Genomic DNA, 16093 nt, shown 5'->3' with positions numbered 1-16093 from the left:
GCGCAAGCATGGCAAGCTGGAGGCCGTCCGATGATCCCGCCCAAGCCCATGCGGAAGACCCGCTGCGCCATCTATACCCGCAAGTCCTCGGAAGAGGGCCTGGAGATGGAATTCAACAGCCTCGACGCCCAGCGGGAATCCTGCGAGGCCTATATCGCCAGCCAGCGGGCCGAGGGCTGGGTGCCGGTGCCTGACCACTACGACGATGGCGGCTTCTCCGGCGGCAATCTGGACCGCCCGGCCCTGAAACGCCTGCTGGCCGACATCGAGTCCGGGCTGATCGACGTGGTGGTGGTCTACAAGATCGACCGCCTCAGCCGCTCGCTGATGGATTTCTCCAAGCTGGTCGAGGTGTTCGACCGCAACGCCGTCACCTTCGTATCAGTGACCCAGTCGTTCAACACCACCACCTCCATGGGGCGGTTGACGCTCAACATCCTGCTCAGCTTTGCCCAATTCGAGCGGGAAGTGATCGGCGAGCGCATCCGCGACAAATTCGCCGCCTCGCGCCGCAAGGGCATGTGGATGGGTGGCGTGCCGCCCTTGGGCTACGACGTGGTGGCCCGCAAGCTGGTGGTCAACCCGCCCGAGGCCGATTTGGTCCGCCACATCTTCGACCGCTTCCTCAAACTCGGCTCCGCCACCCTGCTGGTGAAGGAACTGAATGCCGCCGGCCACCACACCAAGTCCTGGACCACCCAGGACGGCAAGATCCGCGACGGCGCGCCCTTCACCAAGAACTTCCTCTACAAGCTGCTCGACAACCGGGTCTATCTCGGCGAGGCCGTCCACAAGGGCGAGGCCCATGCCGGCGAGCATCCCGCCATCATCGACCGCGCCATCTGGGACAAGGTGGTGGCGGTCAAGACCGACAACGCCCCCAGGAAGCGGGCCAATGCGGTGCGGTCCTCGACCCCTGCGCCGCTGAAGGGGCTGATCCACTGCGCCCATTGCGGTCGGGCCATGACGCCGAGTTCGACCCGCAAGAAAGGCCGCCTCTACCGCTACTATACCTGTATGAAGGCGATCAATTCCGGCCACGAGTCCTGCCCGGTGCGCAGCATCGCCGCCGGTGAGATCGAGGCGGCGGTGATCGGACAGGTCCGCGCCCTGCTGCGCGCCCCCGAGATCCGGGCGCGAGCCGAACGGATGGCCCCGTCCATGGTGCCGGCCGATCTGCACGCCGCCCTCGACCGCTTCGAGGCACTCTGGGACGAATTGTTCCCCGCCGAGCAGGCCCGTATCCTCCAGCTTCTGGTCGAGAAAGTGGCCATCGCCCCCGACGGCGCCGAAATCCGCCTCCGTGCCGAGGGACTGGCCAGCGTCGTCGCCGACATCACCGCCCAAACCGGTGACAGGAGCGCGGCATGACCACCGACGTCAGCATCGACACTTTCACCATCCGCGTGCCGTTGACCCTCCGCCGCCATGGTGGACGCAAGCTGGTGATCGTGCCCGAGGGCGAGGGCGTGCCGGTGCGCGCCAAACCTACCCCCGACGATACGCTGCTGAAGGCGCTGGCCCGCGCCCACCGCTGGAAACGCATGCTGGAATCCGGACAGGTGCGGTCGCTCAACGAACTGGCCGAGGCCGAGAGGATCAGCCCGTCCTATCTGACCCGCATTTACCGCCTGACCCTGCTGGCCCCGGACATCGTCGAGGCCATCCTCGACGGCCGCCAGCCCCGCATCTTACAATTGGCCGACCTGATGGACGACATGCCGGTGGAGTGGGACCGCCAGCGGGAGATGATGGGTATCCGCGAAAAGGGATAGCAAAATCCTCTCCCGCTATTGGCGAATTGCTGCCTCAGCGGCATACTTGAGGTCATGCGCCCCAGCCATATCGATCTTGACCGCCACTTCCTCGATTACGATCAGGAATCCGATTCAGAAAAGGCTGCCATTCTCAGTTATTTGGGCGGTCGCGGCGGCATTAGCCGCTGGCCCGATTTACTGGAGCATGGTCGGGTCGTCCTCCTGGGCGAGGCGGGTAGCGGGAAAACCTGGGAGATGGAGGCGCAGGCTGCCTGCCTCAAGGCCGATGGCCGCACAGCCTTCTTCGTTCGGGTCGATGAGCTTGCCCGCCATGATCTGGCTGCCGCAATCGATCCAGCAGATAGTGACCGGTTATCGCGGTGGCGCGACGGCACAGGTGAGGCGACTTTCCTGTTGGATGCCAAGGACGAAGCCCAGCTGGCCGACCACTATGCTTTCGAGCGTGCCCTCAGAACTTTTGCCCGAGATCTTGGCGACAGGGGACTCATCCGCGCTCGTGTCGTAATTTCTTGCCGGATCAGCGAATGGCAGCCAATTACCGATGTCGAGACCGTGGCCCGCCTGCTCGGACGGCCACCGACTACGGTGCCGGCGATAGACACTTCCAAAAATGGAGGCGGTGAGTCCGAGGAGACGCGCATTCCGCTGGTGCGGGTGGTCCAACTGGCTCCGCTGGACTCTGCGCAGGTTCGCCGCTTTGTCTCCATTCGCCTTGGCGACCCGGGAGCATTCCTGTTGGCGCTTGACCAAGCCTATGCCTGGGATTTTGCCCGTCGCCCCCGTGATATCGATACCCTGTTGGCCTATTGGACGGAGAATGGCCGCCTGGGCGTACTGCACGAGCTGATCGAGCACGATGTCACCCACAAGCTTACCGAGGAGAACCCGACCCGAGTGAAGGGCGATCCCTTGGGTGCTGGCAAGGCCCGGCGGGGTGCCGAGGCCCTGGCGGCGGCCGTTATCCTGTCACGCCGTTTCGCCTTTCCTTTGCCGGAACCCTCAGCGACCCCGGTCGACGATACGCTGGACGCCAAGGCTGTTCTGACGGACTGGCGCGATGGGGAGATCCGCGCTCTGCTGGGGCGCGCCCTATTCGACGAGGCGGCCTACGGCAAAATCAGGTTCCATCATCGCGGGCTGGTGGATTATCTGGCCGCCCGCTGGTTCGAGCGTCTGACCAAGGCCAATTGTCCGCAGCGGGCAATTTTACGGCTGCTGTTCCGGGAAGTGCATGGCCGGACTGTGGTGCCGCCTTCCTTGGCTCCCGTGGCCGCCTGGTTGGCGGCTTGGTTGCCAGGGGTGCGCAAAACGCTAATGGAAGTGGATCCCGATATCCTACTGCGGCATGGCGATCCCAGTCTGATCCCCCTAGCGGAGCGCCACGCTCTACTTCGGCGTGTGGCCGACCAGTGTCGGTTTCGGCGAGGGGAGGATATCGAGCAGCTTGGGCGTCTTGCCGATCCGGCTTTGTCTCCGACCATCAACCGGCTGCTGCGCGATTCATCGGTCTCCGATGACGTTAAGGAAATGCTGTTGCTGATGGTGAGTGAAGGTCGATTGGCGGCATGTGGCAGGGGCTGCCTCGTCATTGCTGGCAATCCACTGTCGAATTCCACCTTGCGCCTGTTTGCCATCCGTGCCCTGGATTCTATCGGCGACGAAAAACGCCTGAGAGCATTGAACATCAGGATCATGACAGGTCCGGAGGTCGCGGGGCGCATGGCAGCGGATGTCTGCCAGGCCCTTTACCCGCGCATTCTCGACGAGGACGGATTGGCGGAGCTCCTGCATAAGGTTAGCGAAGCTCCCGAGAACTCGGTTGCTTGGCTCCCGCGCTATCTGGCCGAATCGATTGCGGAGAAGCTTCCGGACCAGCGAATTCCGTCCATGATCAACATTCTGGTAAGTCTGTCCAGAATGGAACCGTGGGTCGTGGTGACGGGAGCGAAACGCCCAAGCTATGTTTCCAGCCGTTTCCGTTGGGTGTTCAAACCGCTGCTGGCGGCAATCCATCGTGCCCTTGCCCGAGGTAACCTCGCCGGTATGTCTCCGGTTACTGTCGCCACCGCTATTGATCGACTGACCAGGATTCGGGAGTTCTCACGATCCGACAGGGGACGAGACTCGTCCCTGCACAATTCCCTGGCCGCCCATCCTTCCGTGCGCCGAGCCCTGACCATGGCCCGGCTGAAGCGCAGGCGGGGAGCGTACAGTGAAGATCAGATTTGGATCGCAACCATCGAAAGCTATTGGGAGCTTTGGCATCTTGATGCTCGCGATATTTCCTGGCTGTTGGATGAATCACGTCGTGCGCCGGAGCAGCGAGACCGCCTCATGGCCTTTAAGCTGGCCATCCAGCTCTGGACTAACTCTGCTCGGCCAATAAGAATACGAATAAAATTCATGGTGATGGCGGCGGTAACCCCTGAGTTGTGGCATGTCTATCACCGGGAAATGAGCAATCCAGTCAGCCGGGCTTGGTTCCGTGCGTTGCGACGGCTTCACCGTCTCAGGCTGGATCCTCCAAGTCTCTGGTGGTTGCGCCATCGAATTCAGCCATGGTGGGATCGGAGCGTTCTTTGCTGGCAAGTTGTATGCCGATTCAACAGGTTGCGAAGAGGAGAGGATTGGCCTCTCCTTTACAATCTGATGGCCGCCTGTGATGACAGCGGAAAGATCATTCACCAGTACGAGGAACGAGGCGTTGAAGGAATTACACAGGTCTTTGGAATGTTGGTGGCCAGGCTTGTTCGTTCGGGGTTAAAGCTACACTGGCGCAAGTGGCAGCCACCCTTACCCGAAGCGAATTTATCAACATCTTATTATGCCTCGGTCACGTCACTTGCTGGAATGAAGGCCGATCTGGATGATGGGCTTGATTTTTCCGGCCTCTCCCCCGAAGAGGCTGATATCGCCGCCCGTCTATCCCTTCATGAACTCAACGGCTTTCCCTCCTGGCTGCCCCAGCTTGTCGCCACGCATCCCGTGGTCGTCAGAGATCTTTTTACCCGCCAGATCAGGGCCGAATTTGCTTTGCCGGCCGACCATCCTCAGCCCGGTGGGCTGATCTCGAAATTACGGTGGGAGCCGGATGGTTCGTGCCGAAACCTGTGCGCCCCCGATCTGCTTGATGCCATCGGCATAGCGGAGCCGGAAAATTTCAGCATTTTGTCCAACGTGGTCGAGACGCTGATGCGCCAAGGTGATGTTTCCGCTCTTGCACGCCTTGCAGAACGCTACGGCCGAGCGGCCTGCGTTGCTGGAGACCAAACCCGACTCTATTTCTGGCTGACCACTTGGCTTCAGGTCGATGCTGGCCCAGCCTTGGATTTTCTGGAATCCCATCTTGCCGCTCATCCAGAGCAGGCAGATGCAACAATTATGGCGTTGGCAGCAGGCCTCAACCCCATGGGCCATCATGCCCCGCTTCTGGACAGCCCATCCTATGGCTGCCCAACCATTCTCCGACGGTTCATCCCCCTGCTTTATCGCCATATTCGTCCCGAGGAGGATATCCGCCACGACGGAGCCTACTCTCCAGGAACCCGCGATGACGCCCAAAGCTTCCGATCCCACGCCTTCGGCCTCCTGACCCAAGCACCGGGCCGTGCAGGTTATGAGGCCCTGTGCGCCCTGGCCGACGATTCAACGCTGGCTCGGTCACGTGATTTACTTCTGCACGCAGCCTTCCAACGTGCCAAGCAGGATGCTGATGGCTCCCCCTGGTCAGCCGAGCAGGTGGCAACGTTTGCCCGGCAGTATGAGTGCGCGCCGACCACCGCCGATGAGCTGTTCACTCTGATCCTCGGGCGGTTCGAAGACATCATCGACGAGGCGGAAAAGGGCGACTTCTCATTGCGCGGCCATTTCAAGATCGACGATGACGAGGCCGTGCTGCAGAAGTGGTTGGCAGGCCAACTGGATTCCGTGCGGCGCGGAGCCTACGAGGTGGCGCGCGAGGTCGAAGTTGCCTTCAGCAAGAAGCCCGACATCAGAATATTTTGTTCGGCGATCGACCCGGTGACGATCGAAGGGAAATGGGCCCATAAGTGGTCATTCACCGAATTGCGGGCCGCACTGGAGAAGCAGTTGCTTGGCCAGTACATGCGGACCAATCGGTCCCGACACGGAATCTTTCTTCTCGCCAATCTCAAGCCGACCCGCATCTGGAAGCCGACGGGAGAGCCTGCTCTCGATTTCCGCACACTCTGCCGGAGGTTGGACCAGGAGGCTCAGGGGCTGGTCAATGCCCGAGGGCAGACCGAACGGGTGGCTGTCCTGGGGATTGAGTTAGCCTGAGCCATTGACCGTCCGTTCCGCAGCCGGACTCCAGCCCACGTCAGCAAAAACTGCGAAACGGTCAACAGCTTTTGGCGCCGTAGCTCTTTGAATTACCTGCAGGTTTAAAACCCGTACCTTTCTGGCGCAGTCAACAGCTGCTGGAGAAAGCGGGCGGAAGAGAAGAGAATTTTGATAAAAGCAGGCCGGATTTTGGCTGGCAAGGTCAACAGCTACTGGCCAAAAACGGCGCAGAGCCTTGGGCTTTCGCCCAAGGCTCTATGCGTCAGAGAATCTATTCTTTGGAAGTAATGGCGGAGGGAGAGGGATTCGAACCCTCGATACGGCTCAACACCGTATACACACTTTCCAGGCGTGCGCCTTCAACCGCTCGGCCACCCCTCCGCGCCACCGGACGGAGCCTTGCGGGCAGGTCCGGGGAAGGGCGAGAAAATACACGAGGGGATGAGGGGGCGCAACCCCCATCAAAAATTTATGTCAATTACCGAAAACAGTTGAAATTCAGACCGCTTCGGCGCAATCCTGTATTTATCTGTTAAATAACCGGAATAGGCCTCGGGGGGATACATGGTCTTCGGACGGGTTATGGGGTGGCTGCTGATCGGGCTTGCCGTCATCATGGCGTCGGCCGATGCGGTTCTGGCCCTTGGACCGGCGGAATACGCCGGCATCCTTACTGCCGACGTGGTTACCTTGCTGGCGGGACATGCCCCTGACGCCGCCGCCGGACCGTCGCCGCTCGACAGCGTCACCGCCGCCATTCTGGACCTTCCCGCCTGGGTCGCGGTCGGCCTGACGGGAATCAGCCTGTCGATGGCCTGCCGCAAGCGGCAGCGCCGCTTCGCCTTCCGCCGCTGAGCCCGGCCGCCGCCTTCACTCCTTCAGCCTGAAGCGTTGCAGCTTGCCCGTCTGCGTGCGCGGCAGGGTCTCGCGGAATTCCACCCGGCGCGGATACTTGTAGGGCGCGATGCGGGCCTTGACGAAGGCCTGCAACTCCTCGACCGTCGCCGCGTTGGCCTTGGCCGGGTCGCGCAGCACCACGAAGGCGGCGACCACCTGGCCGCGATCGGAATCGGAAGCGCCGATCACCGCGCATTCCGCCACCAGCGGATGCTCCAGCAGCACGTTCTCCACCTCGGGGCCGGAGATGTTGTAGCCGGCGGAAACGATCATGTCGTCGGCGCGGGCGACGAACCAGAAATAGCCGTCCTCGTCCTGGCGGTAGATATCGCCGGTGACGTTCCAGCCGTTGCGGACATAGGCGGCCTGCCGCTCGGGATTGTCGAGATAGCGGCACCCGGTCGGGCCGCGCACCGCCAGCAGCCCGGTGGAGCCGGGCGGCAGCGGCCGGCCGTCGTCATCCAGCACGCAGGCCTGATAGCCCGGCACCGGCCGGCCGGTGGAACCGGGACGGATATCCTTGCCGGCCGCCGAGATGAAGATGTGCATCATCTCGGTGGCGCCGATGCCGTCGACGATGCCGAGGCCGGTGACGTGATGCCAGCGGTCCCAGGTGGCGTGCGGCAGGTGCTCGCCGGCCGAGACGCACAGGCGCAGCGACGACAGGTCGTGATTGACGGCGATGTCGGCCATGGCGCGGTAGGCGGTGGGCGCGGTGTACAGCCCGGTGACGCCATAGCGGGCGACGGTGGCCAGCATCTTGTCGGGAGTGAAGCTTTCCACCAGCACCACCGAGGCGCCGTGACGCATGGGAAACAGCACCAGCGCCCCCAGCCCGAAGGTGAAGGCCACCGGCGGCGAACCGCAGAAGCGGTCGGCCGGGGTGATGTTCAGCAACCGGGGAAAGCAGTCGCAGGCCGCGATCAGGTCGCGGTGGAAGTGCATGGTTCCCTTGGCCTTGCCGGTGGTGCCCGAGGTGAAGGCGATCAAGGCGACATCGTCGGCCGCCGTGTCGACATTGGCGAAATCACCCGGCCTGGACGCCATGGCGGCGTCCAGGGACTGGCCGCCGTCGCCCAGCGGCGAGAAGCGGAGGACATGGGCGAGATCCGGCATTTCGGCCCGGACCTGATCCACCTCGTCGCCCAGACGGTGGTCGCACAGGGCGTGACGGATACGGGCGGTGGCGCAGATATGCGACAGTTCGCGCGCCCGCAGCAGCGGCATGGTGGCGACGCACACCCCCCCCGCCTTCAGCACCGCGAACCAGGCCGCCACCAGCATCGGGGTATTGGGGCTGTGCAGCAGGACACGGTTGCCGGCCACCAGCTCCATGTCCTCGACCAGGACGCGGGCGATGCGGTTGGCGCGATCCAGCAGGTCGGCATAGCTCCACACTGCGTCCTCGAACAGAAAGGCCGGACGGTGGCCATGGCCTTCGGCCACCATGCGGTCCAGCAGTTCCGTCGCGGCGTTGAGGCGATCCGGATAATCGGACAGCGGCGCCAGCCCCGTATCCATCACCGGCCACGCCGATCGCGGCGGCAGATGGTCGCGGGAAAAGCCATCAAGGTGGGCCGAGGTTGCAAATCCGGTCGCCATATCCACCCTCCACCGTCGGAAAGTTGCCCGCCACTATTTTATATATAAAGCTATTCCAGGTAAAGCGATTCGCCGCCCGGGCGATCGCGACATCAAAAGCTTGCCACCGGGGCTGCGCCGATGCCACAACAAGACACCGTGATCGGCTTGATCCGCCCTTCCGTCCGAGTTACATTAGTAAATCGGTAAATATCGGGATACTACAGCGATCATGGCGGATATTCGCGACGGCTTCCTGGATTCCATCGGCAACACCCCCCTGATCCGCCTCAGACGCGCATCGGAGGAGACCGGGTGCCACATCCTCGGCAAGGCGGAATTCCTCAACCCCGGCGGTTCGGTCAAGGACCGCGCCGCCCTGGCCATCGTGCGCGACGCCGAGGCCAGGGGATTGCTGAAACCGGGCGGCGTCATCGTCGAGGGCACGGCGGGCAACACCGGCATCGGGCTCTGCCTGGTCGGCAACGCGCTCGGCTACCGCACCGTCATCGTGATGCCCGAGACCCAAAGCCAGGAGAAGAAGGACATGCTGCGCCTGATCGGCGCCGACCTTCGCCTGGTGCCGGCGGTACCCTACGCCAATCCCGGCAATTACGTCCGCTATTCCGAGACCCTGGCCAAGGAACTGGCCGGAACCGAGCCCAAGGGCGTCCTGTGGGCCAACCAGTTCGACAATCTCGCCAACCGCATGGGCCATCACGCCACCACCGGCCAGGAAATCTGGCGCCAGACCGGCGGCAGGATCGACGCCTTCACCTGCGCGGTGGGAACCGGCGGCACCCTGGCGGGCACCGGCATGGCCCTGAAGGAGCACAACCCCAAGGTCAAGGTGGTGCTGGCCGATCCCATGGGCTCGGCGCTCTACAACCACTATGCCCATGGCCAGCTGACGGCCGAGGGCACGTCCATCACCGAAGGCATCGGCCAGGGCCGCATCACCGCCAACCTGGACGGCGCCCCCATCGACGATCAGGTGCGCGTCACCGACGAGGAGGCGTTGCCGCTGATCTTCGACCTGGTCAAAAGCGAGGGGCTTGTCCTGGGCGGATCGAGCGGAATCAACGTGATGGCCGCCATCAAGGTCGCCAGGGCGCTTGGCCCCGGACACACGGTGGTGACAGTGCTCTGCGATTATGGTACCCGCTACCAGAGCAAACTGTTCAACCCGGACTTTCTGCGCGAGCGCGGTCTGCCGGTGCCGGAATGGCTGGGCTGAGCGGTAATTTTGACTTATCGAGCAAGCGAGGGGAATCCACCGCAATGACCTACGCCAATCCGGACGCCCTCGTCAGCACCGAGTGGCTGGCCAGTCACCTGAGCGCCCCCGATGTCCGGGTGGTCGACGCCAGTTGGTATTCGGCCGGACAGAACCGCAACGCCCGCGAGGAATACGATTCCGAGCACATTCCCGGCGCCGTGTTCTTCGACATCGACGAGATCGCCGATTCCAACACCGTGCTGCCGCACATGCTGCCGCCGGCCGAGAAATTCTCCAGCAAGGTCCGCAAGCTGGGCCTGGGCAACGGCAACAAGATCGTCGTCTACGACGGCACCGGCTTCGCCAGCGCCGCCGCCCGGGTGTGGTGGATGTTCCGCACCTTTGGTCATCGCGACGTGTCGGTGCTGGACGGCGGCTTCCCCAAGTGGCTGCGCGAGGGCCGCCCGGTCGAGGACCTGCCGCCGGTCCCCCGCACCCGCCACTTCATCGCCCACTACAACCACCTGCTGGTGCGCGACATCGACCATGTGCGGGGCAACATGGAGTCCGGCCGCGAGCTCCTGATCGACGCCCGTTCCGCCGCCCGTTTCAAGGGCGACGCTCCCGAGCCCCGCGCCGCCCGGCACCTGGGCCACATCCCCGGTTCGGTCAACCTGCCGTTCACCGACCTGATCGACGACAAGACCCGCTGCATGCTGCCGGCCGACCAGTTGAAGGCCCGCTTCGACGCCGCCGGCGTCGATTTCAAGCGGCCGGTGACCGTCACCTGCGGTTCGGGCGTCACCGCCTGCACCGTCGCCCTGGCCCTCGACCTGCTGGGGCACGGGGACGTGGCCATCTATGACGGCTCGTGGGCCGAATGGGGCAACCGCGACGACACCCCCATCGAACGGGGCTGAGACGGCGCCGCCGGCCCCGGAGGGATCGCTCCGGGGCCGGCGGTGAAGTATCGGAGAATCGGTTCAGATCTCCCCAAGGGCCGCGAGATAGAGTTCAAGAATTTGCTCTTCCTCCTCGCGTTCCTGACGATCCTTTTTACGCAATGAGATAATCTTGCGCAAAATCTTCACATCGAATCCCTGCGACTTTGCCTGCCCATAGACATCCTTGATGTCGTCGGACAACTGCTTTTTTTCCTGTTCCAGGCGCTCGATTCGATCGACGAACTGACGAAGCGCGTCGGCGGCGATTCCGCCGATCTGACTGGTCTGCTGATCATCGCTCATGAAAACGGCCCCCGGGTTGCTGGTTGCCCGAACCATAGCCAAGGGGTTGGACGTGTTCAAGCGGCTGTTGCGACCCCGGCCGTCATGCTGCTACGCTGTCGGAATGAAACAAGCGTTCGCCGCCGCCCTGATCTGCCTGACGCTGGCCGCCTGCGGCAATTGCTCGGCCGAGGGCAACAACCAGGAAGGGGCCGGCCGCTGCTGGTTCTTCAGCCGCCCGTTATGAACCGCCGATTTCAGTAGATTTCCGCCCGATACAGCGTCGGTTCGGCCAGAACCGGCGTCAGCGCCTCGGCCAGGATGGCGGCCCAGCGTCGGCAGCCGGCTTCGTCGCCGACCAGGTCCTGCCTGATCTCGAACGAGACGTTGGGCAGGCCGGCGGCACCGGCATGGGTGTCCAGGGTGTAGTTGATCTCGCGTCCGGAATAGGGCTGGTTGTCGCCGACGACCAGATCGCCCCGCGCCGCCAGCGCCGCCAGCACCGGCGCGGCCATGCGGGGATCGCGGTTCCACAGCACGCCGACATGCCAGGGCCGTGGCGGGGCCTCGCCCATGCGGGGGGTAAAGCTGTGGATCGCCACCACCGCCGGCGCCGGGCCGTGCCGCCACAGATGCGCGATGCGGTTGCCGATCTCGGTATGATAGGGCCAGAACCAGCGCCCGGCCCGGCCATGGGCCTCGGCCTCGCCGACGGCGGCGTTGCCCGGCACCGCCACGCCGCATGAACGGGCAGGAATGGAGGATGGGTCCCCAGGCTGGCGGTTGCAGTCGATGACCAGGCGGCTGACCCCGGTCAGCACCGCCGGACAGCCGAGCAGGCCGGCCAGTTCCCGCGCCACCTCGGCGGCGCCGATGTCCCAGGCCACATGGCTCGACCGCTCGGCCGGACCAAGGCCAAGATCGCCCAGTTCGGCCGGGATCGCCGGCGAGGCATGGTCGCACACCACAAGCACGCGGGAATCGGGGCGTCCCTCCACCACCTCGAACGGGGCGTCGGCGAGGGAGGACCGAGGCAGAAACGTCAACATCGGCGCACTATAAGGCGGGTAGCGGCTGGATTCGAGAGGGCTTGAAGAAAAATACCGAAATGATCCTGGCGACAGTTGACAGCCCCCCCCGCTTTCCGTATTTTCCCGGCCTCCGGTCGTGCACCCCAATGATGCTGTTTTTTTGGGGCGACGCTGTTTTTGGGCGACCAATACGCTTTAGGAAGTCGGACCATGAAGATTCGCAACTCGCTGAAGTCGGCCAAGCTGCGCGACAAGAACTGCCGTATCGTTCGTCGCAAGGGCCGGGTCTACGTCATCAATAAGAGCAACCCACGCTACAAGGCCCGCCAGGGCTGATCCTGCACTTTCCTCGGCAGTGATCAAAGCAAGCCGCGCCCCGTCCGGGCGCGGTTTTCATTTGCGCTCACACCGCCGCCACGGCGTCGGCGGTCTCGGCGAAGGCATTGCGTACCGGCCCCAGCAGGCAAGCGGCGGCGGCCAAGTCGCCCCCGGCGCAAGCGATCTCCATCTCGGCGCACAGATCGGCGAAACGGAAGGCGCCGGCGCTGTTGCCCGCGCCCTTGGCGGAATGGGCCGCCTCGCGGGCGGTCAGGCAATCCCCGTTGCCGATGGCCGCCGCCAATTCGTCCACCAGCGGTGACGTGGTGTCGACGAACATCGCCAGCAGATCGCGCACCTCGCCACCGATCTCACCGAAGATCATGCGCATGGGGCCAAGATCGAGAACCGGCCGGCCGGCCGCGGGTCTGGACGCCTGCGGATCGGCCGCGACCTCGGGGGCGGCCATGCCGGTGGCGGCCTCGGCCAGCAGGCGGTTGCGGCGCAACGGGACCGCCTTGGGCAACAGGCGACGGATGGTGCCGTCCAGTTGGGCCATGTCGATGGGCTTGGCCAGAAAGGCGTCCATGCCGCAATCCTGGCAGCGCCGGGCGGTGCCGGACAAGGCGTCGGCGGTCAGGGCGACGATGGGGATGTGATCGCCGGTTCCGGCTTCCCATTCCCGCACCCGCTGGGTCAGTTCGTAGCCATCCATCTCGGGCATGTGGCAATCGGTCAGCAGCAGGCCGTAATCCCGGATCTGCATCCGTTCCCAGGCCTCGGCACCGTTGGCGGCGATCTCGATGGCATAGCCCAGCCGGTCCATCAGGTGGCGGATCACCACCCGGTTGGTGGGATTGTCCTCGGCCACCAGGATCAGGGTGCCGGCGGCGGCGGCATCGGCCACCGAGGGGGGCAGCCACGCCTCCTCCAGCCCGACCGGCCCGCTTTCCGGGTCCTCGACGGCTCCACGCCCGGCGGCGGCGGCCACCAGCCGCCACAGATTGCGCCGCCGCACCGGCTTCGGCAGCACACCGAACAGCCCGGATTGCCCGGCCTCGGCCGCCACGGTGGCGTGGATGTCGTGCGAGGAGATCATCACCACCCGCATGGACTGGCCGACATCGCCCGACACCATCAAGGCGTCGGCCAGGGAAAGCCGCATGCGGTAGTCGGACCCGCAATCCAGCAGCACCACGTCATAGGCCCAACCGGCCAGCGCCGCCGCCCGCACCGCCGCCTGTGCCCCCTCGGTGGAGGCCACCACCGCCACCTGGGCGCCGAGATGGCCGAGATACTGACGGATGCATTCCGCCGCCACCGGGCCTTCGGCCAGGACCAGCACGGCGATTCCGGCCAGATCCGGACCGGTGGAATCCGTCCCTTCTCCGGCCGCGTCGAACGGCAACGAGAACCAGAAGGTCGATCCCGCCCCCACATTGCTGGAGACGCCGATATCGCCCCCCATCATGGCCACCAGCCGGCGGCAGATGGACAACCCCAGGCCGGTTCCGCCGAAACGGCGCGATATGGTGATGTCGGCTTGCATGAACGGCTCGAACAGCCGGGCCTGCTGGTCCTGGCTGAGGCCGATTCCGGTGTCGCTGACGGAAAAGCGCAGGCGGAGGGGACGGACACGCGGGTCCTCGGCCTTGACGCTGATCCGCACATAGCCCTTGTCGGTGAACTTGATGGCGTTGCCGGCCAGATTGGTGACGATCTGGCGCAGACGCACCGGATCGCCGATCACCCGGTCGGCCAGATCGGGGTCGACATAGGTGATGAGGCCGATACCCTTTTCCTGGGCGCGCAACGTCAGCAGGTCGGCCACGCCCTCCACCAGATCCACCACCGACATCTCGACGGTTTCCAGTTCCAGCTTGCCGGCCTCGATCTTGGAGAAGTCCAGGATATCGTTGATGATGGCCAGCAAGGAGGTGGCGGAATCGCGGATCACCCGGGCCATTTCCCGCTGTTCCGCCGGCATGGGCATGTCTTCGAGCAGATGCGCCATGGTCAGCACGCCGTTCATGGGGGTGCGGATTTCATGGCTCATGGTGGCGAGGAACAGCGACTTGGCCTGATTGGCGTCCTCGGCCATCTTCTTGGCCTCGGCCAGCGCCGCCTCCTCCTCCTTGTGGCGGGTGATGTCGGTGGACGAGACGATCACCGCCGGCTCGCCGTCCATCTCGATCTCGGCCGCCGACAGCATGCCCCAGAATTCATGGCCGTCGCTGGCCTTCAGCCGGCATTCGAAGCCGGTGACGAAGCCGTTGGCGCGCACCAGCCGCACCAGCCGGTGGCGGTCGGCCGGATTGGGATAACACGAGATCACGGTGGCGCCGACGGCGTCGTCCTGGGAAATCCGGTACAGCTCGGACCAGCGCGGATTGATCGAGATAATGGCGTGATCCGACACCCGCGAAATGGCCAGGGCCAGTGGCGAGGTCTCCAGGATGCGGCGCAGGCGTTTTTCGCTTTCCACCAGGGCGCGGGTCGATTCCTGCCCCTTGGCCATGGCGTCGCGGAACACCACCAGTTCGCCGGCCATGTCGGCGATCTCGTCGTTGCCGGCGCCGACCGGAATGGCCGCCTGGAAATCGCCCCCGACGATGCTGTGCATGGCCCCGGCCAGCCCGGCCAGCCGCGACACCAGGGAACGCCCCAGATACAGCCAGACGAACAGCAGCGGACCGAAAAAGGTCAGCATCGCCACCACCAGCAGGGTGTTGCGGCCGTTGGAAATGGCGGCCTCGGTCCGGCGCTCGTTCAAGGCCGCGTCGGTCTCGGCCGCCGAAACCAGCCGCCCCACCGCGGACGAGGTGCGGGCCACCAGATCGCGGCCTTCGTCATTGGCCGCCGCCAGACGGGCGATGGTCAGCATCTGGAGGGTACGCAGCTCGAACACGTTCTCGGGACCGGTTCCCAGCGCCGCCACCCGCCGGGTCAGTTCGTGCGCCCGCTCGGCCTGGGGGCCTTCCCCGGCGCCTTCCAGCAGCAGCGGCAGGCGACGGATCTGTTCCTCGTAGGCGCTACGCAGCTCGCCGACCTTCTCCAGGTTGGAGGCCACCACCGCCTCGCGCAGGTAGTTGGAGGCCAGCATCACCACCGCCAGGGTCTGGTCATAGGCCAGGCTGTCCAGCGAACGCTGGACCTCCATATCCAGGGAAACGATGGTCTCGGCCAGCAGCCGGCCGCGCTCAACCAATTGCAGGCGCTTGTCCACCAGGATGTTGCGGTCGATGACGTTGTCGGCGAAGGCGGCGATCATCGAGCGCAATTCCTCGACCCGGCCGGTATCTGTTGACGTTCCCGCCAGCTGGTCGATCAAGACCAGCAGCCGCTCGGTCTGCTGTTGCAGGGCGACAAAATTGCTCTGGCGCTGGAACTGCGATTGCGAGCCGTCCAGGGCGGGGGCCGCCGCCGCCAGCCGGGCGGTCGCCTCGGACAGCCGCAGGGCGTTGGACACGCTGGGCAGGTTGGTGCGCGTCACCGCCGCCAGCAGCCGCTCGATCTCGGAATAGCTGAACCAGGTCAGCAGGCCGGCGATCATGATCATGCCGGCCACGGTTCCCACCGCCACCGCCAGCTTGGCGCGGATGCCGAAACGCCAGCGTTCCGCCTTGCCCGTCACAGCCGCGGCGCCATCCACGCGCGATCCCCCGTCCGTCGCCACCATGGCGTCCATAATGCCCCAGGCCGCCACCGCCCACAACGGTGGCATCCGTCATCGAAATCCGG

12 protein-coding genes and 1 tRNA gene are annotated in these 16093 nt (G+C 64.6%); 8 read left to right on the top strand and 5 right to left on the bottom strand.

What is annotated here, in order from left to right:
* The first annotated feature begins 30 nt into the window (after nt 1-30).
* From MTBSS4_RS06650 to MTBSS4_RS06640, 3 genes are read left to right on the top strand one after another with little or no spacing between them, the layout of a single operon-like run.
* The gene (locus MTBSS4_RS06650; RefSeq protein ID WP_173982616.1) at nt 31-1371 is read left to right on the top strand and encodes a recombinase family protein; all 1341 of its coding nucleotides are present in this window, start codon (nt 31-33) and stop codon (nt 1369-1371) included.
* Nucleotides 1368-1775 (top strand): hypothetical protein, encoded by a 408-nt coding sequence (locus MTBSS4_RS06645; RefSeq protein WP_173982615.1) that lies wholly within the window; start codon nt 1368-1370, stop codon nt 1773-1775. Before MTBSS4_RS06650 ends, MTBSS4_RS06645 begins: the two co-directional genes overlap by 4 nt.
* A 54-nt stretch (nt 1776-1829) precedes the next feature.
* Entirely contained in the window at nt 1830-6077 is a 4248-nt protein-coding gene (locus MTBSS4_RS06640; RefSeq protein WP_173982614.1) for an NACHT domain-containing NTPase, read from the top strand.
* 291 nt (nt 6078-6368) lie between these two features.
* Here the strand turns inward: MTBSS4_RS06640 and MTBSS4_RS06635 are convergent.
* Nucleotides 6369-6461, bottom strand: a tRNA-Ser gene (locus MTBSS4_RS06635).
* A gap of 201 nt (nt 6462-6662) precedes the next feature.
* Here MTBSS4_RS06635 and MTBSS4_RS06630 point away from each other — a divergent pair.
* Nucleotides 6663-6935 carry a hypothetical protein gene (locus MTBSS4_RS06630; RefSeq protein WP_254432421.1) on the top strand — a complete coding sequence of 91 codons (273 nt, stop codon included), beginning with the start codon at nt 6663-6665 and terminating at the stop codon, nt 6933-6935.
* Between the two features lie 15 nt (nt 6936-6950).
* Here the strand turns inward: MTBSS4_RS06630 and MTBSS4_RS06625 are convergent, their stop codons facing one another.
* Entirely contained in the window at nt 6951-8579 is a 1629-nt protein-coding gene (locus MTBSS4_RS06625) for an AMP-binding protein (protein ID WP_173982612.1), read from the bottom strand.
* A 211-nt stretch (nt 8580-8790) separates the two neighbouring features.
* On the opposite strand from MTBSS4_RS06625, the gene MTBSS4_RS06620 reads away from it, so the two are divergent.
* Nucleotides 8791-9795, top strand: coding sequence for a cysteine synthase A (locus tag MTBSS4_RS06620; RefSeq protein ID WP_173982611.1), 1005 nt, complete (start codon nt 8791-8793; stop codon nt 9793-9795).
* Between the two features lie 44 nt (nt 9796-9839).
* Nucleotides 9840-10697 (top strand): 3-mercaptopyruvate sulfurtransferase, encoded by an 858-nt coding sequence (gene sseA / locus MTBSS4_RS06615; RefSeq protein WP_173982610.1) that lies wholly within the window; start codon nt 9840-9842, stop codon nt 10695-10697.
* Nucleotides 10698-10760: 63 nt separating this feature from the next.
* Here sseA and MTBSS4_RS06610 read toward each other — a convergent pair whose 3' ends face one another.
* Nucleotides 10761-11024 carry a DUF2312 domain-containing protein gene (locus MTBSS4_RS06610; RefSeq protein ID WP_173982609.1) on the bottom strand — a complete coding sequence of 88 codons (264 nt, stop codon included), beginning with the start codon at nt 11022-11024 and terminating at the stop codon, nt 10761-10763.
* Between the two features lie 103 nt (nt 11025-11127).
* Between MTBSS4_RS06610 and MTBSS4_RS22600 the strand changes: the two genes are divergently transcribed.
* Nucleotides 11128-11250, top strand: coding sequence for a hypothetical protein (locus MTBSS4_RS22600; protein ID WP_256367402.1), 123 nt, complete (start codon nt 11128-11130; stop codon nt 11248-11250).
* A gap of 10 nt (nt 11251-11260) precedes the next feature.
* On the opposite strand, the gene MTBSS4_RS06605 is transcribed toward MTBSS4_RS22600, so the two are convergent.
* Entirely contained in the window at nt 11261-12052 is a 792-nt protein-coding gene (locus MTBSS4_RS06605) for an N-formylglutamate amidohydrolase (protein ID WP_173982608.1), read from the bottom strand.
* Nucleotides 12053-12244: 192 nt separating this feature from the next.
* On the opposite strand from MTBSS4_RS06605, the gene ykgO reads away from it, so the two are divergent.
* Nucleotides 12245-12370 carry a type B 50S ribosomal protein L36 gene (gene ykgO / locus MTBSS4_RS06600; protein WP_173982607.1) on the top strand — a complete coding sequence of 42 codons (126 nt, stop codon included), beginning with the start codon at nt 12245-12247 and terminating at the stop codon, nt 12368-12370.
* A gap of 67 nt (nt 12371-12437) precedes the next feature.
* Here the strand turns inward: ykgO and MTBSS4_RS06595 are convergent, their stop codons facing one another.
* Nucleotides 12438-16076 (bottom strand): response regulator, encoded by a 3639-nt coding sequence (locus tag MTBSS4_RS06595; RefSeq protein WP_254432420.1) that lies wholly within the window; start codon nt 16074-16076, stop codon nt 12438-12440.
* Nucleotides 16077-16093 lie beyond the last annotated feature (17 nt).

This window comes from Magnetospirillum sp. SS-4 (assembly GCF_902729425.1).
Classification (GTDB): domain Bacteria; phylum Pseudomonadota; class Alphaproteobacteria; order Rhodospirillales; family Magnetospirillaceae; genus Phaeospirillum.
This window is presented reverse-complemented; position numbering and strand designations above follow the sequence as displayed.

Excerpts from the sequence above, each read along its gene's own strand:
- ykgO (WP_173982607.1), top strand. The coding sequence starts at position 12,245 with ATGAAGATTCGCAACTCGCTGAAGTCGGCCAAGCTGCGCGACAAGAAC.
- MTBSS4_RS06650 (WP_173982616.1), top strand. The coding sequence starts at position 31 with ATGATCCCGCCCAAGCCCATGCGGAAGACCCGCTGCGCCATCTATACC.
- MTBSS4_RS06595 (WP_254432420.1), bottom strand. The coding sequence starts at position 16,076 with ATGCCACCGTTGTGGGCGGTGGCGGCCTGGGGCATTATGGACGCCATG.
- MTBSS4_RS22600 (WP_256367402.1), top strand. The coding sequence starts at position 11,128 with ATGAAACAAGCGTTCGCCGCCGCCCTGATCTGCCTGACGCTGGCCGCC.
- MTBSS4_RS06645 (WP_173982615.1), top strand. The coding sequence starts at position 1,368 with ATGACCACCGACGTCAGCATCGACACTTTCACCATCCGCGTGCCGTTG.
- MTBSS4_RS06620 (WP_173982611.1), top strand. The coding sequence starts at position 8,791 with ATGGCGGATATTCGCGACGGCTTCCTGGATTCCATCGGCAACACCCCC.
- MTBSS4_RS06605 (WP_173982608.1), bottom strand. The coding sequence starts at position 12,052 with ATGTTGACGTTTCTGCCTCGGTCCTCCCTCGCCGACGCCCCGTTCGAG.
- MTBSS4_RS06625 (WP_173982612.1), bottom strand. The coding sequence starts at position 8,579 with ATGGCGACCGGATTTGCAACCTCGGCCCACCTTGATGGCTTTTCCCGC.
- MTBSS4_RS06630 (WP_254432421.1), top strand. The coding sequence starts at position 6,663 with ATGGGGTGGCTGCTGATCGGGCTTGCCGTCATCATGGCGTCGGCCGAT.
- sseA (WP_173982610.1), top strand. The coding sequence starts at position 9,840 with ATGACCTACGCCAATCCGGACGCCCTCGTCAGCACCGAGTGGCTGGCC.
- MTBSS4_RS06610 (WP_173982609.1), bottom strand. The coding sequence starts at position 11,024 with ATGAGCGATGATCAGCAGACCAGTCAGATCGGCGGAATCGCCGCCGAC.
- MTBSS4_RS06640 (WP_173982614.1), top strand. The coding sequence starts at position 1,830 with ATGCGCCCCAGCCATATCGATCTTGACCGCCACTTCCTCGATTACGAT.